The sequence below is a fragment of the Streptomyces sp. NBC_01433 genome, from assembly GCF_026340105.1.
Lineage (GTDB): Bacteria > Actinomycetota > Actinomycetes > Streptomycetales > Streptomycetaceae > Streptomyces.
In genome coordinates, this window is record NZ_JAPEPM010000007.1 from 32205 (window position 1) to 55772 (window position 23568).

At 71.2% G+C, this 23568-nt stretch carries 22 protein-coding genes; 8 read left to right on the forward strand and 14 right to left on the reverse strand.

Annotated features, from left to right (window positions below; genetic code table 11):
• Positions 1–128: 128 nt before the first annotated feature.
• On the forward strand, positions 129–2405 hold the full coding sequence (locus tag OG413_RS45155; protein ID WP_266814319.1) for a hypothetical protein: 2277 nt from the start codon (positions 129–131) through the stop codon (positions 2403–2405).
• 71 nt (positions 2406–2476) lie between these two features.
• A complete protein-coding gene (locus OG413_RS45160) occupies positions 2477–3949 on the forward strand; it encodes a hypothetical protein (protein WP_266814321.1) in 1473 nt (490 codons plus the stop codon).
• Here OG413_RS45160 and OG413_RS45165 read toward each other — a convergent pair.
• From OG413_RS45165 to OG413_RS45175, 3 genes are all read right to left on the reverse strand, one after another.
• Complete coding sequence (locus tag OG413_RS45165) at positions 3937–4686, reverse strand: SpoIIE family protein phosphatase (RefSeq protein ID WP_266814323.1); 750 nt, start codon at positions 4684–4686, stop codon at positions 3937–3939. The two genes, OG413_RS45160 and OG413_RS45165, sit on opposite strands and share 13 nt — an antisense overlap.
• Before the next feature lie 223 nt (positions 4687–4909).
• Entirely contained in the window at positions 4910–5491 is a 582-nt protein-coding gene (locus OG413_RS45170; RefSeq protein WP_266814325.1) for a hypothetical protein, read from the reverse strand.
• Positions 5492–5635: 144 nt separating this feature from the next.
• Positions 5636–5935, reverse strand: a complete 300-nt coding sequence (locus OG413_RS45175; protein WP_266814326.1) for a hypothetical protein — start codon at positions 5933–5935, stop codon at positions 5636–5638.
• A gap of 423 nt (positions 5936–6358) precedes the next feature.
• Between OG413_RS45175 and OG413_RS45185 the strand changes: the two genes are divergently transcribed.
• Positions 6359–6751 (forward strand): DUF3307 domain-containing protein, encoded by a 393-nt coding sequence (locus OG413_RS45185; RefSeq protein WP_266814328.1) that lies wholly within the window; start codon positions 6359–6361, stop codon positions 6749–6751.
• A gap of 5 nt (positions 6752–6756) precedes the next feature.
• On the opposite strand, the gene OG413_RS45190 is transcribed toward OG413_RS45185, so the two are convergent.
• From OG413_RS45190 to OG413_RS45210, 5 genes are all read right to left on the reverse strand, one after another.
• Positions 6757–7107, reverse strand: a complete 351-nt coding sequence (locus tag OG413_RS45190) for a hypothetical protein (protein ID WP_266814329.1) — start codon at positions 7105–7107, stop codon at positions 6757–6759.
• Between the two features lie 1072 nt (positions 7108–8179).
• Positions 8180–8416, reverse strand: a complete 237-nt coding sequence (locus tag OG413_RS45195) for a hypothetical protein (RefSeq protein WP_266814975.1) — start codon at positions 8414–8416, stop codon at positions 8180–8182.
• A 257-nt stretch (positions 8417–8673) separates the two neighbouring features.
• Positions 8674–9156: a GntR family transcriptional regulator gene (locus OG413_RS45200; protein WP_266814331.1), complete on the reverse strand. Its 483-nt coding sequence runs from the start codon at positions 9154–9156 to the stop codon at positions 8674–8676.
• A gap of 165 nt (positions 9157–9321) precedes the next feature.
• Positions 9322–10395 (reverse strand): NYN domain-containing protein, encoded by a 1074-nt coding sequence (locus OG413_RS45205; protein ID WP_266814333.1) that lies wholly within the window; start codon positions 10393–10395, stop codon positions 9322–9324.
• 293 nt (positions 10396–10688) lie between these two features.
• A complete protein-coding gene (locus OG413_RS45210) occupies positions 10689–11036 on the reverse strand; it encodes a hypothetical protein (protein WP_266814334.1) in 348 nt (115 codons plus the stop codon).
• 185 nt (positions 11037–11221) lie between these two features.
• Between OG413_RS45210 and OG413_RS45215 the strand changes: the two genes are divergently transcribed.
• Positions 11222–12538, forward strand: a complete 1317-nt coding sequence (locus OG413_RS45215) for a hypothetical protein (protein ID WP_266814335.1) — start codon at positions 11222–11224, stop codon at positions 12536–12538.
• Between the two features lie 115 nt (positions 12539–12653).
• On the opposite strand, the gene OG413_RS45220 is transcribed toward OG413_RS45215, so the two are convergent.
• Complete coding sequence (locus OG413_RS45220) at positions 12654–13460, reverse strand: hypothetical protein (protein ID WP_266814338.1); 807 nt, start codon at positions 13458–13460, stop codon at positions 12654–12656.
• Positions 13461–14577: 1117 nt separating this feature from the next.
• On the opposite strand from OG413_RS45220, the gene OG413_RS45225 reads away from it, so the two are divergent.
• Complete coding sequence (locus OG413_RS45225; protein WP_266814340.1) at positions 14578–15054, forward strand: GntR family transcriptional regulator; 477 nt, start codon at positions 14578–14580, stop codon at positions 15052–15054.
• Positions 15055–15303: 249 nt separating this feature from the next.
• On the opposite strand, the gene OG413_RS45230 is transcribed toward OG413_RS45225, so the two are convergent.
• Complete coding sequence (locus OG413_RS45230) at positions 15304–17337, reverse strand: hypothetical protein (protein WP_266814342.1); 2034 nt, start codon at positions 17335–17337, stop codon at positions 15304–15306.
• Positions 17338–17571: 234 nt separating this feature from the next.
• Between OG413_RS45230 and OG413_RS45235 the strand changes: the two genes are divergently transcribed.
• The gene (locus OG413_RS45235) at positions 17572–18108 is read left to right on the forward strand and encodes a hypothetical protein (protein WP_266814344.1); all 537 of its coding nucleotides are present in this window, start codon (positions 17572–17574) and stop codon (positions 18106–18108) included.
• Positions 18109–18368: 260 nt separating this feature from the next.
• Entirely contained in the window at positions 18369–18653 is a 285-nt protein-coding gene (locus tag OG413_RS45240; protein WP_266814346.1) for a hypothetical protein, read from the forward strand.
• Positions 18654–18910: 257 nt separating this feature from the next.
• Here OG413_RS45240 and OG413_RS45245 read toward each other — a convergent pair whose 3' ends face one another.
• The 4 genes from OG413_RS45245 to OG413_RS45260 form a co-directional block, all read right to left on the reverse strand.
• The gene (locus tag OG413_RS45245; protein ID WP_266814348.1) at positions 18911–19699 is read right to left on the reverse strand and encodes a GltA; all 789 of its coding nucleotides are present in this window, start codon (positions 19697–19699) and stop codon (positions 18911–18913) included.
• 152 nt (positions 19700–19851) lie between these two features.
• Complete coding sequence (locus OG413_RS45250) at positions 19852–20757, reverse strand: M48 family metalloprotease (RefSeq protein ID WP_266814350.1); 906 nt, start codon at positions 20755–20757, stop codon at positions 19852–19854.
• An 8-nt stretch (positions 20758–20765) separates the two neighbouring features.
• Positions 20766–20915: a hypothetical protein gene (locus OG413_RS45255; RefSeq protein ID WP_266814352.1), complete on the reverse strand. Its 150-nt coding sequence runs from the start codon at positions 20913–20915 to the stop codon at positions 20766–20768.
• Positions 20916–20929: 14 nt separating this feature from the next.
• Complete coding sequence (locus tag OG413_RS45260; RefSeq protein WP_266814354.1) at positions 20930–22066, reverse strand: competence protein CoiA family protein; 1137 nt, start codon at positions 22064–22066, stop codon at positions 20930–20932.
• A 255-nt stretch (positions 22067–22321) separates the two neighbouring features.
• Here OG413_RS45260 and OG413_RS45265 point away from each other — a divergent pair, with 255 nt between their 5' ends.
• A complete protein-coding gene (locus OG413_RS45265) occupies positions 22322–23248 on the forward strand; it encodes a hypothetical protein (protein WP_266814355.1) in 927 nt (308 codons plus the stop codon).
• Positions 23249–23568: the final 320 nt, after the last annotated feature.

Below are 23568 nucleotides of genomic sequence, written 5' to 3' on the forward strand. Positions count from 1 at the left end.
GTGGTCAGGCGCTGCGCTGCGGCGGCCCTATGCTCGATGCCCGGTGGGCACGGTCGGCGTGTCCGCAGCACGGGCCGCAGCACGACTTTGACGCAGCGCCGGTGAAGACCCGGATCGAGAGTGACCTGATGACGTCCGCCTCCGACGACCCGTTCGGCCAGCTCACCGAGGAGGCCGAGCTGTTCGATGTGCCGGGCGGTGGCATGGAGGAGATCCTGCCGCCGTTCGAGGCGGGCCTCGTGATGGCCGCCGGGCGTGCGCTGGCGGTCCTGGCCTACCGCGATACGGCCGAATTCGGTGACGAGCCGTTCACCCGCAATGCCCCTGCCGCGGCGGGTACCGTGCTGACGCTGCTGCCGGAGGCGTGCGACCGGATGGACCGCGAATTCCGGGCCGCGGTGGCGCGGGCGCTGTGGGATCTGACCGACGATCTCACCGCTGGCCTCGCGCCGCTGCCGCGATGCGCGGCGGAGGAGTGGGCGCTCGGTCGCATGCTGGAGGCCGCGCCCGCGATGTTCGCCGCCACCGACGAGGAACTGCACGCGCTGGGCGTCGCCGTCCCTGACCATCCCGACGAGTCCGGCTACCAGCCACCGTACTGGGAGGAGGCGTGGCAGCTGATCGTTGAAGGAGCGAAGTACAGCATCCCCGAGGCGCAACCCGCCGTCGGCCCCCAGGAGGACGCGGACGACGGCGATGTTCCTGAGGAGCCGGCAGAAGGCTGGGACGCCCCTCGCTACTGGTTCTCCCCCTACAGCTTCATCCGGCCCCGCGACGTTGAGCGCGGCCACCCCGACTGGGCGCAGCGGCACCTGGACGGCGGGGCACTGGTTGCCCCGGATCCGCTGACGGGTGAGCGGGCCGCCGTGCTGCTGCACCTGGACAGCGTCCACCGTTCGGGCAGCGGGGCGCTGGACGAGGACGAGCAGGACGCGGCTGAGGACGGGCGGGGGTATTTCGGTGACGACAGGGATGGGGTGCTCACTCCGCTGGCGGCCCGGCTGCTGGCCGCCGCCGCCGACCAGGTGGCCGATGCAGGCTGGCACGACCTGTTCCACTACGGCGACCGGGTCTTCGAGCGCCCCGAGGATGAGGACGAGGAGCTGTGGCTCGGCGACGACTCCTTTCTGGGGAGTCTGCCGCCGCTGTGCGACGGCCAGGGCGCGGCGTGGCGGCTCGCGATGGTCGGGGCGGTGGAGAACCTGGCGGACGACCTGCGGGCAGGGCGGGCCCCGAACGCCAGCTGCACCGCCGAGGAGCTCGCGCTGCATCTGATCGTCGGGCAGGCGAAGGAGCTCGTGGATCTCCTCGATGACGAGGACTACGCAGAGGAGTTGGGCCTGCCCGCCGGGGACCGGATCAGCGCCAGGCACCGCGCCTTCGATCTGGTGCTGGAGTACTACCTCCAGGACTTCGACGTGCTGATGCACTACGACAGCGATCTGAGCGAGGTCGTGACCGATCCGGAGCATCCCGCGAACCTGCAGCTCGGCATCGGGGACCTGCGGCCCCGTGCCTGGTTCGCCCCGTTCGGCAACACTCGGCCTCGCCGACCGCGCGCGTTGGAGCCCTGGTTGCTCGACCGGCTGGCCGGCGCCGATCCGGCCGCGTTCTTCGCGAGCACCCCGGCACTGGTCGGCGATCAGGAAACAGCGGCAGGCAAGGTCCCGGCGACCGAGCTTCCCGGCGGACTGCGTGAGGAGTTCGAGACCTTCGTCGGCCTGGCCCAGCGTCGGTTCTTCGACGAGCCGACCGCAATCCATATGGGCGTCACCCTGGAACGTCTGCTCACCCTGTTCTTCTCCACACCCTCCCTCGCGCCGCGTGGCATCTGGCCGCTCAACCCCCGCGCCAGCGCCGTCCACGCCGGCCTGCTGCTGGTCGATCGCGACTTCTGCCTGCGCGGGCTGAACAGCACCTGGCGACTGGGTGCCGACCGCAATGACCGCCAGGCCCGCGGCTGGGCCTGCGAGCTACTTCTGGACTGCGCCAACTACGCCCTGGCCAACTACCACCGCCAGCCCGGCGCGTATCTGCGCGGCACCACGCCTCCCGCACCGCTCGACCCCGGCCTGGCCGGCACGCTCGAGGAACGGCTCACGATCCTCTCCCGCGACATGACGACCGCCGGAACCCTGCACCATCGCATGACGCACCTGGGCCTGGGCTCGCTCCGGCTCGCCCAGGCGGCGATCCTGCCCGAACCCATGATCGCCGCTTGGCTCGCCGGGGCCCCCGCCTCCCCGTCCCAGCTCATCCGCTGCGCCCCCGCTCTGCAGATGTCCGAGGACACCCTCCTCGACACGGTCGAAGGCAAGCGGGACCGCCGCCACTGGCCCCTGCCCGAACCCGCACCCGACCGGCTCGGACACCCCGCTCCCGAGCCGCCCGCAGAACAGCCCTGACGACGACACGCCCCGGGCCGCCGCGGCGTGGCAACCGTGCTGCCCCCTTGACCGATAGGAGTCTTTCGGCGATGACCCAGCACGTACCCATGTCCCGGACCGGGCTGGCCGCCACCGCGTTCGGGGTTCCCCCCACGGAGCTGGTGACCGCGGTGTGCGCGTTCCGCAGCCGCCCGGTGCCTGGCCCCGGCCTCGCGGCGCAGCTGGTGGACCGGACGTTCACCGCGCTGGACCAGGTGCCGCTCGATGTCCGTTTCTACGTCCATGACCTCCAGGACACGGCCGAGAAGTGGCCGGCCCTGCCGATCACGCTGCCGCCGACACCGTGGCAGGCCGCCACCCTCGTCGATGACCTGGCCGCGCTGGTCACCGGCCTGTCGGCGGCCGAACTGCACGATGCCGCCGAAGGGATGGCCCTCACCCGCGGCGAAGTCTGCCTGGCCTACCAGGAACCCGTCCTCGCCCGGGGCTGGGCGGACGACGATGATCCACTGCCCGATGCCGCGACCCCGCCACGAAGCCGTCGCGCCCGGGAAGCCGAACTGCTCCGGATGTTCGACCACGTGGCCCCGCACGACTGGGACCCCGAGCAGACCGGCGCAGTCCGCAAGGCCCTCCTGGTCCGTCTCGCCGGACTCGGCGACGCTCTGCTGCGCGTCTCCGCGCTTCCGCCCGCCCCCCTGGACTGGCAGGCAGGCGGCGGCCGGCTCACCGCACGGATGCCGGTGCCCGGCGCACCCCATCCCCTGGAGGCCCGGGTGGCCGCTGAACCCGTCGACCCACACCCCTTCACCTCGTGGGACGATCCGGTCTGGGGCTCCACCGAGAGAGCCGCCTCCCGCGAGTGCTGGCGGTGGAGCGTGGGCTGGCGTTCTGCCAATGGCGCATTCCACACCGACGTTCGAAGTACCGAGGTGAGTCCGGCCGCGGCGCGGTTCGGCGCGGAGCAGACCCTCGCCGCCTACGCCGCGAAGGCACAAACCGTGCGCCAACTACTGCGCTACCGCCTGCTGGTGCCCCGGCAGCCCGACACGCTGGCCATGAGCGACCCCGCCGCCCTGGTGCTGGGACTGCGGTCGCTGCTGGAGGCGGTCTGCGCCGAGTACCGCACCGAGGCGAACCACCTGAGGTCCGCGACCGGGTGGCGGGTGGTGCCGCACCAGGACGAGAACAAGGAACACGGCCTGGTCGCGATCCTCCTCGACGACTGCTCCCTGCCCTGCCCCGAGCTCGGCGACCCGGCCAACACCGCCGACCCGGCCGACGGCGCGTTCGAGGACTTCCTGCGCTCCCACGCCGTGATCCTCACCCCGCCTGCCCGCGCCTATCTGGCCGGGCTCTCTCAGGCCGGGCCCGGCGAACTCCCGCTACGCCGACGCCACGAGGCAGCGATACGCGCGGTGTTCGCCGTCAGCGGTGAGACGGCCGACCTGCTGGCCGCCGACACGGGTCCCCTGCCCGACCACATGGCCTGGATCGACCTGCTGGACGTCGCGGCGCTGGAGGACTTCCTCGTTGCCACGGAGCCCGATCAGACCCCGTGACTGCCCGGGCCGGGCGAGACCGGCGCGGCCGCCATGGCGATGACCGTGGCATCGTCGCGGTAGCCCTCTTCGTCGGTTTCCGTGGCGGCGGCCAGGGCGTCGGCCAGGGCCTGTGGATCCGCCGCGTGCGTGCGGCACAGCGCCTCCATCCGTGCATGGCCCACCTGGTCCGAGACACCGTCGGTCACGATCAGGACCAGGCGGACGTGTTCCGGAATCTGCGCCTCGCGGCACATGGCCGCTCCCGCCTGAGCGAGACCGGTCCGCGACCAGTTGTCGTGGTGCTCCGCGAGCTCCACGGCCGCACCGTTGCGGCGCAGGTACTCGCCCATGGTCTGGTCGGTGCTCCACTGGGTGAGCACGTTGCCGTCCCAGCCGTAGGCGCGGCAGTCACCGATCCAGTGGATCGCGGTGGGCTGGCCCGGCTCCATGCGGGCATAGACAGCGGAGGCATGCGGCGGGACGTCGTAGGCGTGGGCCATCTGCCCGGCGGTGGTCAGCGCGGCCAGCCCGCCCATGACCATGCCGATGTGGGTGATCACCGGCGGCGTCACCTGGGCGTAGCGGACGACCGCTTCGTCGTGGCCCGCGCCGTCGACGACGGCCGCGCACACCCGGCGCCCGCGCCGCTGCACGTCGTACCCATCGGCGCACGGCGGCTCGGTGCCCGGCCGCCGCGCCACCCCCACCATGATCGTCTCCGCGTCCATCGCGCAGTCCGTACTCGTCTCGGCCATCGCCTTCTCCTTCGTGTCAGTCGACCGGGCCTGACCGGCCCGCCCTATACCGGGCAGAAGAAGAACTGCGCCAAAGAGTCCACAAGAATGCGAATTTGAGGCTGCTGGGGCAGGAGTGGCGACAGGACGCGGCGGAAGGGGACGGCGCCGGAGTATGGAGTTCGACTGACCCGCATGTCCTCCCCGCAGCGGCAGAGATCACAACGGGCGGGGGAAGTCGCCCTCAGACATGGGTCGCTGCGCCCATGTCGCTCTCGCCTCCGGCCAGCCGGTAGACGATCAGATGCGTCGTCTCGCCGCCGCGCGCGTCCTCGATGACGCTGTACCTCTGGTCGGCGAGGTAGCGGGTGAGACGGTCCAGGCCCGCACGGTGGTGCGCACGGTCCGCGGCCGTGTACGTCCCGGCGCTGCCTTCCCTCTTCGCCTGGCCCACCGCGTAGTGGACGCGGACGCACAACTCGGCGCCGTCGACCCACTCGTCGTCATCCCGCCACACCGACTCCTCCCAGCAGAAGTCGGGGCCCGATCGCCAGATGGTGCCGCCGGGTTCGTGGGCGAACCCGCCGGCCCGCAGCACCGGCATGATCTTCCATGCGCTCCACCCGTGGCTCGACGGGTCCGGCACGTACGGACCGGGGCGTCGGGCGGGCGGCTTCGAGCAGGCCGGGCACAGATGGCCGTCGTCGTCTGAGCCCTCGGTCCAGCCGGCCGTCTCCAGCCGCTGTTCGGCTTGCTCGGCCGAGCGGACGGTGAGCTCGGTGGTCGTGGGGCACCGGCGGCAGGCCACCTTGGCGATGAGGTCCATGCCGTCATTGTGTCCGCGGCCAAGGCGCGCCACAGGAGGATCAGGAAGAACTCGCCTCTGCTGTAGGGGCGAGGCGTTCGTCGTAGGGTGAGGTGCACGAGGGTCTGGGTTGGCTGGACGGCAGCGGCCCGGCCAACCGGAGGCCTACTCGGACTCGCCGCCGATGAGCGGGATCTGCATGTGAGCCTGCGTGACGCTGATGCCGACCTTCTTCAGACGGTCAGCGGCCCACGCCACGGCGTCCTCCAGGTGCGGCGCCTCCACCGTGCAGGGGAAGATCACGTTCTCCCTGCCGCCTCTGGTCTCCCACCCGATCTCGCCACTGGCGAGATCGTCGCAGCGGTCGAACGCGTCGGACTGCTCCTCAGTCGGCTGCTCCTCGGGGAAGAGCACGAACGTCCACTCGGGGTCACTTGCAACTGTTGTGTCGGCGGGTGAACTCATTGACCTTCCTCGCTTCTGTGCCGGTGTTCTTGGGAGTACACCAGACTTTCAAATCGTCATTGCACGGACAGCAGATGACGTAACCCCACCTGTGGCCATTTTGGTCTCGCTTCACCTTCAGACCAGCGGCCTCGGCCTTCCTTAACGCCGCCTCGATGTCCGACTTGGGGTGCCTGTCGCCCTTCAAGCGCTCTCCTCCGGGTGTCGTTCGGGCTGCACCGTAGCGACTACGACGCCCTCCCGCACCGCTTTCCCCCGTTTTCCACCCCATCCGTCACTCCTGTCCCGGAAACGCGAAGTAGCTCTGTCGAACGCGCTCTTCGTGATCCACCGCGAACAACCACGGGCCCGCGCGCCCAGGGCCGAGAAGCCCGGCGCACGGGCCCTTCGCCTGTCTCCACCCGACCAGGAGGTCAACTCGTCATGTTCGCAACCCTGTTCATCCTGTTGTACGCAGCACATTTGGTATCCGACTACGCACTTCAAACGGACACGCAAGCTGAGCACAAGGCGCTGCGGAGCGCGGCCGGCTGGCGGGCCCTGCTGTCCCACGCCGGGACGCACGTCGTCGCGTCGGCGGTCGCGCTCGGCGCCGGGGCGGTCCTGCTCGACCTGCCGCTGACGCTGCCCGTCGCAGGTGGCGTGCTCGCCTGGGTGGGCCTGTCACACGGATTCGTGGACCGGCGTTGGCCGGTTCAGTGGTGGATGGAGCACACGGGCAGCACGGACTTCTTCCAGAAGGGCGGGGCGCCGCTCGTGGATCAGACGGCGCACGTCACGGCGCTGCTGCTCGCCGCTCTGGTGGCCGCCGCGTGATTCGGTCAGCCGATACGCGCGGCCCGGTAGGTGGTCATCAGGTCGGCGACGTGGCCGTTGGTGAAGCCGTCCGCCTCCTCCAGCGCGGCGAGCGGCAGCGGGTCATCCGGGGCGTACCCGAGGGCAGGCCGCCCGGCGATGTGCCCGCACAGGGCTTCCAGGTGCTCCAGGAGGGCCGCGCGGCGCTGCTGCTCGCTGGTCATGCCGTGCCACCACTCCCACCGTTCCAAGGCGTCGTCCGGCCGGGCGGGCAGGGTGCGGCGCAGCGCGTCAGCCCGGTCGGCGAGCGCGTTCCACACGGGCAGGCGCAGCGCGGTGATCAGGCTGTCCGGTCCGGTCTCGACGGTGGCGGTCATGCCGTTCACGGTCGCACCCGGCACTGACAACGTGCGGCACCCCGGGCGGCGAGTGGGCCGTCCGGGGTGCCGGAGTGTCGGTCGGGTCAGCCGGTTCCGCCGAGCATGCCGCCGCTCGTTCCGCCGCCGTTGGCGCCGGGCGGGCTGGACGGCGGCGGGGTGGACCCGCCGCTGTCCGGCGGGGTCGGATCGGTGCACACCGATCTTTGCTCGACGGACAGGACGTGGGGCCGTCCTGCGCGGAGCGCATCTGTCATCCTGGTGGCAGCCGGGCAGTTCCGGCCTTCTGCCCCGCGTGCGCGGGGGTGGCGTCACCAGGGTGAACCGCACCGCCCACCGTGCGGGCCTGGACGCATACCCCGTCCCCTCGCAGCCCAGGAAGGCCGCCCCGTGCCCGAAGAGACCGCCCCGCCCAGCTCGCCCAGTTTCCTCGACCAGACCCTGGCCGCGCTCGCCGGGGCATACCGGCCATGAGGACCACCTCGACCGGACCTCCCCGGACAGCCCCGTCCTGTACCGGGAGGTCCGCGCCCACGCGCCCCTTCTCGTCCCCCGGAAGGTCGCGGTGGACGGGATCGGGCACGTCGAGTGGGAGATGATCAACTCCCGGGCGGAGATGGTGTTCCCTGCCGCGTTCGCCGTGGCGGTCGCAGACCAGCACGATCCGCGGTTCGCCGCCGCCATCCTCTCGACCGTGGCCATGCCCTCGTGTACGCCCGCCTGGGCCACCGCGCGCGGTGGCCCAGGCGGAGCAGGCCGCAGACGAGGTCCGGTGGGAGAGCGAGCGTCCGGCGGGGGTCAGCCTGCGCAAGTGGCTCAGGGACAAGAGGGCGCAGCGGGACGCGACAACGTAAGCCCCGGGGCGCAGCCGCGACGATGAGCCTGGCCGATCAGCTCACCGTCCGAGGCTCGCCTGAGCACGCACCGCGCATCGTGGCCGGGCTCATCACCAGCTCAAGATCCGCGAGCGCCGATCTCGTCGATCCGGGCGGTGCGGCCGTTCGTGCGAATCCGGGCAGGGAACGACGGCGAGCGCGCAGAGCGGCGGGGAATCACCACCGTGCCGGGCACCTCAGTCCGCCGCCGGGCGGTTACCCAGTCGGCTGAACGGCGGGGTCCTCGAAGGAGCCGGCGCGGTGCCGAAAATGGAGCCCTGCTGTCCGGCATCCTGCAGACGGCCGGGAATGCTCGAACGGGAGAAGATCTGCTCCTGCAAGCGGTCCATGCGGTCGGCTTCATCGCGGGCCAGGGCGGGTATGTCGCCGCGTTCGGCAATGAGGCGACTGTAGATCGGGGTTTCCGGAAACACGGCGGATTCGGCCTTCATGCTGGGCACCCTACGGCGCAGCAACGACAGCGCGCGGAGCCGGACAGAATGCTTTACCCCGGTGGGAGCCCGTCGTTGCAACACAAGCGGCACGTCCGGGCCCGTCTACGGGGTGCTGTGTCTGGCTGGTGGGGCCTCGTTGCTTGGAGCAGCAGGAGGGTACCTGCTTGTAGCAGCGCAGGTACGACCCTTTGACATCCGGCCAGTGCTGGTGCAGCGAGCGCAGGGCGCCGAACTGGTCAAAGACGGTGTGGTCCGAGGAGGTTGCCTCCCTCGGCGTACACCTTCCGGCATGCCGGGCAGGTAGTTGTCGCCGGGTCCGTGGTGCGGCCGGAACCATCCGCGGAATCGGTGCTCATCCCGCACAGCGAATTGGCTTCGGCAGGCCGCTCGACGTTCCACTCTTGGTAGGCCGGGCGGTGCAGGTGCACGAGTGGGCGGAAGCCACGCACCGGCCGGGCCCGCCGGCGGAAGCGAGACGGGCGGGTGGGCACGAACCTGACGAAGTAGTATCCGTCCCCTTCCAGCGGAAAGGCCAAAACTCCCTGCTGGAACAGGCACTCCACGGCGGCGCGGGCAGACGACTCATCCGTCCCGTGCCGAGCTCGGAGTTCCTCAATGCGCGGCAGCGGTGTGCCAGGAGGGAACTCCTCTTGGCGAATCGCCCTGTAGAGCTCTTTGACAATGCGCTCGCCTTCGACGAGGTAGCGGCGGCGTGGCATCACTGGCTCCTTCGTGAGATACGTCAACTAAAGCTGGGGGCCCATTCGTTGCCCCTGATGCTGAACTCGTCGTTCTTCTCGATGTACCCGCACGTGAGATCGGCTGTATCCGGACGCGGAGTGACATCAGGGATGATCGCCGGAACTGCTGCGGCAGGCCGTCTTTCAGGGCGTCGGCGTGGACAGTGCTTCGGTCGACTGCTCGATGCCGCTCCAGAACCCCGTGCGCAGTTGCACCCGGTGGCCGTCGCTGATGTCCAGTGCGTCATTGGCGATGGTGCCGAACCGCGCTGCGTAGCGCAGGAGTTCGCTGTCGAGGGAGCGTGGGATCCGAGGATGCGCCTGGTCCAGCCTGTCCAGGAGGTCGGCGGCCTGATCGTGCGGGAGCCGTTCTACCCAGCGAGCGGCGAAAATCTTCCCCACCTCATGGGGCTCGCCGCCCACTGAGAGGTCCTGCTCACGGTCCACCCATACCTGCCGGGAGGTGGTGAGGCTTTCCAGGAGCGGGATTCCGTCGTCGGGGTCGACCCAACCGGAATCCGAGGACCAGCGCAGGGCCACAGCGGGCGCGGATCGTGCCAGGTCTCCCGGAGTGGGGGCACGGACGGGTGCCAGGAGGGGGGCCTGGGGTGCGGCGCTGGGCGCGGACGGGTCGGGGGCGGCCTGCACGGGAACTTCCGGCGGAGTCGGCTCGGTGGCGGTGATGGCCTGGGTGAGCCAGGCGCGGTCCAGCAGCTGCCGCTCGTCCGCTTCGGCGACTAGGTCCTCGGACTGGTTGTAGGCCCCGTCGGCGGCCTGCACGGCCCACAGGTGCATGGCCACACCGTGTTCCTTGGCCTTCATCACTCCGGGCAGGAGGTCACCGTCGCCCGTGATCAGCACGATGTCGCTTGCCGCCTTGAGCCGCGCGAGCTCGGTGAGCTGCGCGTGTATGGCGGCGTCGACACCCTTCTGCTGGACGCGACCGCCGACGCGGGTGAGCATTCCCAGGCGCACCGTGACCCGGGGCATCACCCGCAGGCGCCGGTGCTCGGGCTGGGGTACCCGGTCCGGTGCCCCGTCGAACCAGTAGATCCGCAGCAGCGGCTGCTCGGTCTCGGTCTGCGCGCGTTCGCGGATCTGCTGGATCAGCCCTGCGTGGTCGACGGACAGACGCGAGCGCGCGGCGTCGCCCCTGAGCAGCGTCGCCGCCGCGCCCAGAAGGTATCCGGCGTCCACCAGGACGATGCAGCGGTCCACGAAACTTCCCCCTCGGCCTCATTCGACCGCCAGTCCATCACAACCGCCGTAGGGCGCCCTCCGGTTTTGCGGCACCGCTTGACACCGTGGGGCGGGGCGTTGGCCTGCCGCCCTTCTCTCCCCCGCGCGCGGCCCGGGGTGCCTAGCTTCCCGGGCCGCGCTGACGCGGCCATGGCCCTGTGGTCGGACACCGAGCAGCTCCTCGCCGCCGATGCCCGTCCGCTCGACCCCACCCCCGGCGTTACGGTGTTTCGCCCCCGCCATCGGCCCGCCTGCTCGGGGGCGCGGCAGCGTCAGGCCTCGTTGTCCTCGGCAGGTACGGCCTGTCGGTGGTCGTCGCTCCAGCGGCCCTCGCCCCACAAGCCCCGGTGCAGCACCTCGCCGCGCAGGACATGCCCCGGTGATTCGCCGCACTGGACCCATCCGCCGCTGTCCGGATCAGCGTCGAAGAACATCGCCGAGCACAGTTCGTCAACCAGTTCAGGGGTGGGTCCGTACAGGCCCAGCCCGGCCAGCAGGTCGTCGGCGAGCCGTTCCGCTTCCGCCTCACCGAGTTCAGCCGCAGCCGTGATCAGTTCCACGAGCTGCCCGTACCTCCCCGGCGGAGTGATCGTCGGAAGAAGCGTCTTTGACGGGATCATCAAGTCCTCCAGCACCAAATTGAGTGAACCTCTTACTCTCCAGGCCCGGCAGAGGACAGTTCCGACAATAAATCTTGGCAGCAGCCCAGTGATGTGCGTCACAACTATGAAAGTCCGGCCCGGGCACGGCATGACCGAGGAGTGCCCCGGCAACAGGGCCGGCGGAGAACACCTAGCATCGGTCCGTGAACCGGATCGCCCCACGGGACCTGAAGCCGACGCTCCGCCCGACGCAGGACGGCCTCACGGTGCGGTGCCCCCTGTGCGGCGAGCTGGACGGCGCCCACCGCTTCGAGCCCCTTGCCCGCCGCACGTTCGAAGAGCACTGCGACGAGGAGCACGGTGCGCCGACTCCGCTGGAGGCGGCGCTGGCCGCGGTGCCGCTGGTGAGGACGAGAGCCGGTCAGTGGACGGCTGAGACGACGGCGGGCACGTACACGGTGCGGCAGACCGGAGAAGGGTTCACCGTGGAACTGCCTGGGGGCGCACACCTGCGGGGCACGTTCGGCTCGCGGCCCGAGGCACAGATCTGCATCGCCCGGGCGGCGGGACTGATCACTACAGGACAGGCGGAGGCCGCCCGCCTGTCTGCGCGTTCCCCCGCCCGGGCCCGGCGGGACGTGGTGTCGGTTCTCAACACCCGTATGCACCAAGCCAAGGAGCACGCCGCCGCACGGGGCATGCCCCAGGACGCCCCCTGGTCGGTGACCGTCGGCCAGCCCGAGGTGAACGAGTTCGGCGGAGCCGAGAAGGTCCGCTCCGCAGCACGGGCCGCAGCACGGCAACTCGGTATCAGGGTCCACACCTTCGCCACAGACTCCGATGACCGCTCCCCGGAGCAGTTGGTGGTGATCGGCAACCTGGGCGCCCCCTTCCGCCCCCGCCCCGAACCTCAAGCAGACCCCCGGTGGCCCGCATTCGCTCCCGCCCGCGATGCCGAGGCAGGCACCGGATGTGTCTGCCGTCGCGGGCCCTGCCTCAGCGCCGGACTGGACGCGGCCGCCGGGGAGGAGTGGCCGGTCGTGGACTGGCTGTCGCTCACCCCCGCCACCGACCTCCGTACGCTGCCGGCCGAGCTCCGCTCACGTGATCCCGGGGCGCTCCTCGCCGGGAGCCGTTCGCACCCTGGGTCTGATGACCGTGTTGACCTGTCGCCCTTCCAGGACGGGGCGGCGCTGGGCCCGCTCGGCGATGTCCAGGTTTACGCGAGCAACCCGCACGGCTACTACAAAGGCATGTCCCATGGCGTCGGCTGTTCCTGGGCGCCGGAAGTGGACGCCCAGCACGAGATCCTCACGCTCGCCGAGTTCCTGCCCCTGCTGCCCGTGGCTGAGCCGCAGTTCGGGCCGGGATTCGACACCGTGGCCGAGCTCTGGGAGCAGATCCTGTTCAAGGACCGCTCCGGCGAGCGCTGGTGTGCCTCGTGCGGCGGGTTCGCGGTCCGCCGGCTCACGCCTGAGCAGTGCACGTACTACCGACGCTGCCACAAGTCGGCTCGATGACCGGCGGTGGCCACCGCGGGCGTGGTGCTCACGGCCGCCACCATCACCGGGCGAGTCCTGCCGTCGGCCGGTCTCGGCACGTTGGTCCGCCTGTTGCGCTGAGAGGCACTGCCGGTCAGAGGGCCGGCTCCTTCTGGCCCGGGATCGCGGGACCGCCGAAGAGCTGCTGGGCCAGGGCGTCCGGGTCGATCTGGGTGGCCTGACCGGGAGCAGCGGCCTGGTCGCCCTTGCCGAGGCGCAGCACGAGGGCGAACTTGTCGTCCTTGGTGTCCGCCAGCGGGGCGAGGTTCACCGACATCTCGTTGAGGGCGCCGTTCCTGATGGCGAAGTCGGCGGTGATCTTCTTGTTCGGGGCGTCCTTGAGGTCCTTTCCGGTCGGCAGCCTGGCGCCCTGGGGGAGGTCTGCGGCCAGCGGGCGGAGTTCGTCGACGAGTCCGGTGAGCAGAGTCCGGAAGGGGGCCGTGGCGGTGATGTGGTCGGCGCCGTCCTTGGTTCCGGTGTCCTTGAGCTGGACCTCGCGGCCAACCAGCTGCTGCAGCCCCTTGATGACCACCTTCTGCCGGGCGCGGTCACCGGGGTCCGCAGAGGAAGTCTCCTTGCCGGAGGGGTTCTTGGTGAGGCTGTCGGCCGGCATCTTGACCCAGCCGCCGCCCAAGACCTGCTTGAGGTCGGTCGCGGCGGGGGGCAGGTCCGCGGCGGAGGGGAGCTGGCTGCCGGATGCCTTCTCCAGCGACTTCACACCGGCTCGCAGGTAGGCCCAGTCGCCGACCTGTCGGTACTCCAGCAGGTCACCGTCCGGGCCGGAGACCTTCATCGCCATGCCGGTGATGTCGGTCTCGGAGGAGTCCTGGAGCGGCTTCTTCGACTGCACGGAAACGGCTATGCGGGCGCCGGCGAGGAGCTCGGCGACCTGCTCGGGCATCTCTTCGCCCGGCGCGGCCTCGGAATCCAGCGTCTTCAGGGTGGCGGCGTCGGTGTTCAGCCCGAGCTCGAACGAGAGGGAGGTCTGCTGGCCCAGCTTGTCGACGGCCTTGTCGAGCTTCTGCGCGGCGGTGAGATTCTCTGCTGTGCCGCAGGCGACGGCGCCCGCCAGGACGGCGGCAGCGACGGCGAGGGTCTTGCGTGTGGCGGAAATGGCTGTCTCCGAAGGGTCGGGCGCGGCAGTACGCCGCTGGTGATGCGGTCCTTGTCACCCTGCACGGCTGGGACGGCCGGCTGGCTGGGGCCGCGGGTGCTGTCCCGCTCTGCGGGCTGCGTTCTGGTGGCCCCTCCCGTGGTGCGAGGCCGGAACAGAGGGCGGCGGGTAGAGGCCCCGGCAGTGGGGGGTGTTGGGCTCGGCGGCGGGCACCGGGCGCGCGTCGTACGCCGTCGCCGGGGTCAGGCCTGCTTGCTGTCCCGGACGCGAAGGCTCCCGGCGGCCGCCCGCCGCAGGGTCCTGACTGCGCGGCGCAGGCGGCTGGGGCGTACCGCGCGCGCGGCGCGGCGCCGACGGCGGTGCTCTGCGGACGCAGCTCTGACTAGGCGCTGGTTCTCGGCCTTGCGCAGACGCTCCTGTATCTCCGCTTGGACAGCTTCCGGGGTGTGGTGGATCAAGGGAGGCTTTCCGCTCGGGCCCGGCGGGGAGCCGTCGGGCAACGTGGTCCTGTCCGTCACCGGAAGTGTGGGCGGCCTCAGCAGCTCGTTTGCGGCGATGAGGAGTTCTGTCCCGCTTGGCGGGAGAAGCGGTGCGAGCGGTGTACTTCCGGTTGCGCAGGACGGACCGGCAGCTCCAGCGTTCTTGCTCCGGCTGGCTGTTCACGCTCGTTCCTGGGATAGGTCAGGTTCTCCTGAGGAAGCCGAGCACGATCGGCGCCGACCGGTCCCGCGTGGAGGGACGCAGACCGAACTCGGCGTCCACCAGCGCGGCACGCCTACCCCGGGCGGACGGATAACGGCGGCGGGGCGCGGTACACAGTGAGCCAGCCCCTCCCGCTCGCACCTGGGTGGAGGGGCATTCCGGGCGGGCGCGTTGCGACCGCGCGATCGACAGGAGGGTTCACGTGGTCACGGACATCCGGATTTCGGCGTATCTGAAGGTCGCCGCGGCGATACGGCACAGGATCAGCCTGGGCGAGTTCGAGGTGGGATCGAAGCTGCCGACCCAGAAGAGCTTCGCCCGGCAGTACCGCGTATCCGACACGGTCGTGCGCTCCGCGATGGACGTCCTGACGCAGGAGGGGCGGGTGCGGCCCGACGCGTACAGCGCGGCTCTGTATGTGTCCGAGGAAGGGCCGGATGTCGCGCAGTCCGAGCTTGCGCAGGCCTTTCGGCGGCTGGAGGTCGTCGAGGTGCAGCTCGCGCAGCTCCTCAACGGCTCTTCTCCGGCCGCTCCCACGGTTCAAGGGCAGGGTGTCGGTGTTGGGGCGTGGCTGGAGCGTTCCGTGTCGCGCGGCGTGGCCGTGCTGCGCGGGACGGGTGGTGTGCTCGCGCGGCTGGGTTTTCGCGGCGGCCGGGTGCACGGCAGCCGTGCCGCATAGCCGACGGGAGGTTCCGGTCGCGGCGCAGGCGCTCCCTGGCGCGGACATGGTCGGCGAGGCGCCGGCGCCGGCGCCGATCGAGCGATTCCGGGCCGCGCGGGGCCCTCATGCCAGGCCTCTGGTGTTCCTCTGGGACGAGGCGTGGTCGCTCCACCAGAACGCTGGCTGTCCCAACTCCGTGCTGATCGCCCTGTTGCAGCAGGGGCGGAGGCCCGGGTGACCGGCACGGCGCCTGGGGAGCACAGGCCCTCAGGAGGTTGCGCTCCCGGTGGGACCTTCTGCTGGGGGTGTGTCGCGCAGCCGGTAGACGGTGCGGGTGTCGGGGCGTAGCGGGAGGTCGGGGCGTACGCGGGTGCGGGGGCGGAAGACGGAGCCGCGGGTGTAGGTCTCGCCCTCGATGGCGCCGTCCTTGTAGACCGGGCCGACGAGTCTGTCGTTCTCGTCCCGGATGCCGATGCGTGTTCTTTCTGTCCATTTGGCTCGTCGCCAGGTGCCGTATTCCAGGCCCGTCCCGGGGGCGCTCGCCGTGTCGGCTTCGGGGCGGGGTTCGGCGGGGGGCGGGGTGTAGTCGAGGATGTTCATGCGGTGCAGTGCTCCGGCGCGGGCGTCCGGGTGCTTGGCCAGGCGCTTGAGGGCCTTCGTCGAGCCGGGCTTTCCGCGCTCCTGAGCAGGTGGTGCCGGTGGTTTGCGCCACTTGGCGAAGGCGAGTTGGGCGGCGTAGGAGTACAGCAGGCGGCCTGCGCCGTGGGCCCCGTATGCGGCGGGCTGCAGATACCACTGGCGGCCGCGCTGGGCGTGGACGGCCGTCATCAGGATGAGGCCGAGGGTGGTGTCGATCGTGTGGTCCGGGTGCGCGGCCAGGACGCCGCCCAGGACGGCGTGGCTGGATTGCGGGATCTGGTCCCCGCCGAGCAGCGCATCGAGTCCCTCGTCGTCGGCATGGACGGCGGCCAGTGGCACCGGCTCGTGCAGGACCATCGTCCAGGGTCCGGGCAGCCGCAGGGCGGCCCGGTTGTTCGCGCTGAGGGCAGCAGTGGTGGCTACGTCCAGGGCGAGGTATTCGGGGATGAAGTGGGTGTGATCCACGGCCAGGTAGGCCGCGGTGGTCGTCACGGCGGCCAGCGCGTGCGTGGACCTGCTCTGCGGGCTGATCCGGCGGTCGGGAGTGAACGCCCTGGGGGCGACCAGGCCCCAGCGCAGGGCGCTGACGTCCGTCGAGTGAAGGTCGGTCAGGTCCTCAGTGAGCCGGTGGGGTGTGACGCGGGCGTAGGCGCCGTCCCAGGTCCAGTCCTCGGTGCGGGTGCGCAGCATCAGGGCTGCCACGTCCAGACCGGGATCTGCCGATGCCCGGCCGGGGATGTGCATCGGCTCTTGCTGGTCGGCCGGGAGATCTTCCCAGTGCAGGCCATGCTCCTGGGCGAGGACTTGCGCGGCGCCGCTGTCGTTCATCACCCGGGAGCGGAACTGCTTCAGCGCGGTGGTGAAGTCGAAGTCCGTGGCGGGCGCGGTGCCCTGGCTGGCGGGTCCGAACCAGAAGCGCTGCCAGGCGGGTCCGCCGACGACCAAGCCCTCGTCGGGTGCCGCCGGGGGGCGCCCGAGGCGGGGAGCGGGCAGCGCCGAGGCGGTGATGCTCTCCAGGGCGGCGGGCCCCCGCTCCGGGACCGTGTTCATGTGCCGGCGCATGGCGTCGGCGGCCCAGGGCGCGAACGCGTCCAGAAGGTGAGGATTCATCTCGCGGGCAAAGCCCAGGACCAGCTCGCCGCGGTCCTCGCCGTCCGCGGCCAGTGCATGGTCTTCCGCGACCATCACGCTGTCGTGGGGCCAGCCGTCGAGCGGCCGGACCGCAATCCGCCGGTCGCGCGGAACGGCTCCGGCCTTGTCGAGTGCCTCGCGGGCCACGGTGCTGCACGGTCCGTCGGCGAAGACTCTCTGCAGTGCGGCGTCGCTGTGGGCGGCGACCGCGATGAGCAGGCGGCTCTTCTCCGCCGTCACCGCGAGATGGATAGCGGGGTTGTCGACCACGGGGTGGTGGGCAGCCTGGACGCTGTGCCATCCGCCGAAGGGGGCCACGCGCGCTGCTCCGTCGCTGCCGACGGCCGCGTTGTCGTAGTCGAGGTAGGCGGTCTTCACCGACGCCTCGGCGGCTTCCTCGGGCGTCTGGCAGGTGGGGCACACCAGCCCGTGGCCCCGGCCCTGGCGCCAGTCGGCGTTCCATCCGCCGTCGCCTTCGGTGTGGGGATCTCCGCAGCGCAGACATCGTGCAGGACTGGTCTTCAGGGACATAACGCCATCCTGCCCGACGCGATGACCGCCCCGGGCCGAATCTGACGTACCCGCAGAGGGCCATCAAGTGCGCGGAGTTGACATCGGCCGCCTGGGGTTCGCTCCGAGCGCGGAGCCGGCCCTGCCGTCTGCGGTCGCAGCTGCCCTGCGGAGAGCCAACGCCGCTGTTCACGGCCGACACCCACGGTGCGGCTGGCCTACCATCGACGAACCACAAGGGAGGGGCGAGCAAGCATGGATCACACGGCACACGCGCCCGTGGCCGTCGTCGGCAGCGCGCCGGCCGCGCAGCCGTGGCGTCGCAGGATCCGGCGGGTTGCGGCGGTGCCCGTCCTCGCCGCGGGTGTACTCGTGGCGGTGGTGGTAGCTGCCGACTGGGCGTTGAGCGGGAGCGCCGCTTTCCGGGGGTGGCTGTTCAGCCCGTGGGCCGGTCTGGTGGCCGTTGCCGTCGTGGTGCGTGGGCATCGCCTCGTCCGACGCGCGTGCACCGCTGTCGGCCGTCCGTTGCCCGGGCTGCTGCGGCACGGCGCCTACCCCGAAGAGCTGGAGGCGGCGCGCGTCGGGGAAGAGCAGGATGTGGCCGAGCTCGATCGTGCTCTGCACGTCCGCATGTTCGCCGTGATCGACCTCTACCCGCGCTCTGCGGCCGCCGAGCTCATCGCGGCGCTGCGCCGTGCCGTTGACAGCACCGAGCCGCTGCCCACCGAGCTGCGCGCCGCTCTGGACGACCTGGCCGACGGTTCCCGCCGCTGGCACGACACCCTGGCCTGACAGGGCCCCACGCGGCGTGCGGGTCAGGCCGTTGAGCGGTCCGCTCTCCCGGCGATCTGACAGAATCCGGGCCGACGTGTACGGATGAGGAGAAGGCGATGGCCACCCCTGGGAACGATCTGATCAGCATGCGCAACTTCTGTCAGGATCCGGCCAACCACGCGCCGCGACCAGCGCCTCCTGCCCGGCCGGTACAAGCTGGCCCCTCGGATACTGCGGCCCCGTCCGTCTTCGACCCGGAGACCGGGAAGACACGCGTCATGAGCGGCAAGTGCACTACGTGCATCGGGCGCCGCAGCAACCCTGCCGGGCTCAGCGATGAGCGGCGCCGTGAACTTCTCGGGCTGCGGCCGGACGGGTCGTACGACGAGGGGTGGACCGTCTGCCACTCGACGCTGCCCGACAACCCGGAGAACACCGCTGACCTGCCGCCCTCAGTGTGCGCGTGGATCGCCCAGCACCCCCAGGCCGCCGCAAGGTCCCTGGTCATGCGCATCGGAGCGTCCCAGGGATTCGACTACATCGACCCACAGCCGAAGCACTGACTCACGACCGGGCGCCGGCCATGCTCCGACGCCCGGTGCGAGTCGATCAGGGCCGGGGCCGAATCGGGTGCCCGTGGGCCGGCCGGCTGCCACGCTGAGCCCCATGGACTCCGTCGACGTCGCCCTGGACAGCGTCTGGCCCGCCGAGCTGCGTGCCGACCGGCGACCGGTCACTTCCGAAGACGCGCTCTTAGTCCGCGCGTTGCTTACCGACGGGCAGGTCCGGGCCTACCTGGGTGGCCCCGCTGGTTCGGTGGTCAACTGGCGAGCGGTGGGGCCTTCGGGTGGCCCGGACCTTCGCGGAGGACCTCGGCCGGGGGGCGGTAGGCCCAGTCGGTTCGGTGCAGGGCTTGTGCCTGGTCCGCCAGCACCTTGCGGGCGATCCGGCGTTCCCCGGCCGGGCGGAACAGGGTCGCCTGGCCGGGGTGCTGGCGGTAGAGCTCGCCCGGCTGCTCCTGCATCCAGCCGGCGGACACCGCTTCCGCGTTGAGGCTGAGGGCGACGTCCTGGCCATAGGGCAGGGCGGGCCAGGCGCCCAGTGCGCGGGCCAGTTCGGTGTAAAGGGTGATCGTGGTCCCCATGACCGGAAGTCGCTCGGCGAGCAGCCCGTCGAGCAGTGTGCGCGGCGGAAGGAGACCGGGAGCGGGGTCGTAGGGGCCCAGGGCGGTGGAGCCGTCCGCGCGGAGATCCAAGCAGGGTGAGACGACCCAGGCGATGGTCGGATTGTCGATCAGGGTGTGGATGTCGCGTGCCAGGGTGAGCGGGTCGGGAAGCAGGTCGTCGGCGTCGAGCTGACGCAGCAGCACTCCCCTGGCCCGGGCCAGGGCGAGAGTCCGTGCCCGTGCGGCACCGCCGGGGCGTCCGGTGCCGGTGGAGATCCACGGCTCGTCCGGCAGGTGTTTCAGGTCGACGGGGCCATCGGCCTGCACCAGCCACTGCAAGGACCAGCCGGCAGGCAGCCTTTGACCGGCGAGGCAGTGGTAGGTCTCGTCGACGAATCCAGCGGCGGCGGGATGGACGGGCGTGATGACGCTGATCACCGGCATGAGCGGGCCCTTCTGTGTCGATCGTGCCGGGCAGTGTGCGCAGCCTTCCTCGGCCGTGGACGGCGCGTACTGCGCAGCTCCCGCCGTCCGGGAAGGGTGGGCCGACGCCTTGTGTTCCTGGGCCGTCGCACGGGATCGGCCGGGCGTCACGCTCAGGCGGCGAGGGGCCGGATCCTGTCGTGGGTATCGGGCAGCGCGGCGAGGGGGTGGGGCTTAGGGGCGGCGGGTGCGCTGAGGTGCTGGGCCCACCAGATGCGCAGCCGGACCGGGGGATGGGTGGAGGCCGAACGTAGGCTGTGCCACAGGCGCGTGGGCCGCGGGAGAGTGCGCAGCAGCTCGGTGTTGCGCCTCCACAGGAGGATCACGGAGTCGCGGCCGCAGGCACGTGCCGCGCGTGCGTCGCAGGCGAGCTCGCTGCGCCACGACCACCCGATGTACAGCAGCCGGAGTGCTGCTGCGGTCAGGACGGCGACGGGCAGGGGAAGCCACGCGGTCGCCATGACCACCAGGAGCACCCCGACGGCCTGGAGTACGGTCGCGCGCTGGTTGTCACGGCGCAGGATGTGGCCGAGTTCGTGCTCAAGGACGACTGGCAGGTGGACGGTCTCCTCGGGCCCGAACCAGTTGCTGCCCAGCCACAAGTGACTCCGGCGCCCGTCGCTGATGGAGGCGGCGTCGTTTCCATCGCCGTCGGGGTGCCAGCCGTCGGTGAACGCGATACTCAGGCGCTGCAGGCGGTATTGGCGGGCCACGGCGCGCAGGTGCTGCTCGGCATGGCTCATCCGCTGTACGAACTCGCGGTAGAGGGGGCTGGGATCGTGTGGGGGGTGGGAGCGCAGGAGGCTGTTCCAGGTGTGGTGCTGGGCCCGGAAGCCGTCGGCCACCTGGACGCGGCGGTCACGAACGCAGTGCAGTGTCCAGGCCCAGCTTGCGATCACGGCCAGGGGGATGGCGTGGAGACCTAGATCCGGCCCGCTTCCCCACCGCGTGAGGACGGCGGTCGTCAGCACCCAGCAGACGACGAAGTGGCTCCAGAACCGGTCCCGTATCCAGCTCATCGTCTGCATCACCGCTCTGCGCGGTCGGGCAGCGCCCTGCGCTGCGTGAAGGGCCGGTGCCCGCGGCGGGCGGCGCGCAGTTCGCCGGGCCCCCGCGGCGCGGGGGCGTGCGGAACGGGCGCGGCGGGCGCACTGAGCCGGATCAGTGTGGTGTGCATGGAAACTCCCAGGTTCAGGCGGCGTGCGGCCAGGACGCGGCGGGGGCGTCGTGTGCGGGCGTGTCGGGGATCGGCTGCGGACGTTGGGGGGTGCACGGCCGGTCGAGGCAGTCCATCCAGCCGTCGCCGGTGCGGATCGAGACATGCGCGCCGTAGGAGGCCAGGACGTCGGCGAGGCGACCGCCGCACACCGCGCAGCGCGGCCGGACGGTGCGCGGCGCGACGGCGGGGCGTGGCCGGGGGGCCGGTCCGATGGACGAGAGCGGGGCGGTGTCCGGGCTGCTGGCCGCCTGCGCGGCCAGACGGCGGCGCTGCTGCTCTTCGGCACTCCTGCGGTCGTCGGCCTCGCGACGCGCCCTGCGGCGTTCGTCGGCAAGGCGGCGCATGAGGCTCTCCGGCAGAATCAACCCCGCGGCACTCAGGCCGAGTTCGGCCAAGTCGACGGTCTCCTCGTGGAGATCATCTCCTGGGCACGGCGGGTGGTGCAGGGCGTAGACGGCCGGGTCCTCGCTCTCCCACCAGCGGCCGGAGCGTGTGTGGGGCCGGCCCCACACGACGCGGACCGCGCGGTCGGACAGGTCGAGGAAGCACACCGGGGTCTGCTCGGCGAGCAGGACGTGGGGCAGTGCCGTGCCCGGGCGCATGAACCAGAGGTCGCGGATGCCGGCTTCGGCGTAGTCCCGATGGCGGTGCTGCCACAACTGGTCGGTGATCAGGCCGCTCTGGGCCTCCAGAGCGATCCGGTTTTTGTCGGCGAGCTGGACATCGACGTCGGCGCGGCGCTCGCGGCCAGGGGTCCACTGTTCCTGACGGACCTGGACGACGCCCGGCAGTGAGCGCGCCCACCGTTCGAGCTGGGCCTTGGCCTCCAGGTGCCAGAGGGTCTCGGGGCGGTGGCCGCCGGGCGGGGCCATGTGCGGCGGATGTGCGAAGTGGTGGCGCCGGGCACCGCCGATCTTCCCTTTCGGAATCAGCGGAACGTGTGTGCCGGGCACCGTCCCGTCCAGGCCGTGGAAGCACGCCGCGCACACCAGGCTCTCTCGGTGGCGGTAGCCCAGCGTGCGCCACTGGTCCATCGGGCGGTCCTCGATGTGGACTTCCCGCCCGGTGTCCAGGTCGAGCCCGACCACCAGCAGATCGTCCGCTGCCATGCGCTGCCCCCGGTTGTCCTCAAGCCCGCTCGGTGCTGGCAGTTTTCGGCACCCGGGTACTGGTGAACGCCGTGAGGACCCGGCGTCCCGCCCGGCGGACCGCGTACGCGGAGCACCTTCTGTCGCGTTCCGCCGGGCGGGATGCGGAGCGCCATCGGGGACAGGTGGGGCGGGATGTGCCACAGGCTGCGGGGGCGAGGGGCCGCCCTCGTCGTCCAGGCCGTAGGGCCAGGTGCCCGTAGGAGGTCAGCCCCGGTGAGCCGTACGATCCCCGTTCTTCTCTCGCTCTTGGCGACGATGACGCTGCTGGTCGCCGCGCTGAGCACGCTGAGAGCGTGCGCGCGGTCGTCCTCAACGTATGAGGGGCGCGAGGCCTGGCAGCGTGCCGTGGCCCACTGGGTGGGCGCGGTCCTCGTGACCGTGGTCACCGTGGTCGTCCAGGCGCGGCTGCCCGACGCGGACGGTGGTGCGGACCGGCAGTCGTCGGTGTCCATACCATGGCGGGCCATCGGGCTCGTGGTCGGCGGACTCGCCGCCGCCGTGGTGGTCGGGGTCGTCCTCGCGGTGAGTGTCCGTGCGTGGCGCCGCCGGCAGGCCCGCCACAGGAAGGCTCAGCAGGCTGAGAGAGCGGTGCAGGAGCGCATCGAGTCCGTTGTGGCACGGCACGATGCGGTGCTTGAGGAGTTCGGTGAGCATCTCGTGGACTTCCTGTCGGCGCTGGAGTGTCCCGCGCTGAACGATCCGTCCATCAGTGAGACCGAGCGGTTCGACCGGGCGAGGATCGACACCGACGATGCCCGCATCGCCGTGCGCCACGGCGCGGGCGAGGATCTGGCTGCTGCGTACCACGCGGCGGTGGCCGAGCTGGAGGTGTCCTGGCGTATCGCCCGCGCTCACGCGCGGCGCCTGGGCACGTCGTATCTCGAGCCCGAGGTTTCCCGCCGTCTGGCGAAGGCCGCGGACCTGATGGCTGTCGTGCGCGGGGGCGACACCGAGCACGAGAGGGCCCTGGCCTACCAGCGGGTCCGCCAGCTGGTCGGCACCTCGGTACGCGTGCCGCAGCTCGCCAAGGTGGCCGTCGAGTGCTTGGTCCGCCCCGCCTTGAAGGCAGGTGGCCTGGACGCTCTGGTGCGCGCCAACCGGGCGATGGCCATCGAGCCGTTGGAGATGGGCCCGGTGTGACCGGCTCAGCCTCACCGGCAGGACCTGCAAGTTCACGAGCGGCGAAGAAAACGGGGCACCCGCATCCGGACACGTTCTCCATATTCGGCCGCGCGGCGGGCATCGGTGCGTACGCTGGAGGAAGCCGTCCCAGTGGATGCCCCCGTACCGCTGGGACGGCTTTGCCGTAGCGGCAGCCTTCGCCGGTAGGGGCTGTAGGCCGGGCTGCGCCGCGTCCGTACCGTCCAGTTCGCGCGCGCCCGACTGGCCCGGGCCGGCTGCGCCTGCGTTGCCGACGCAGCCAGTACCCGGGTTCGCCCGTCTTCTCCCCCAGACCCCCT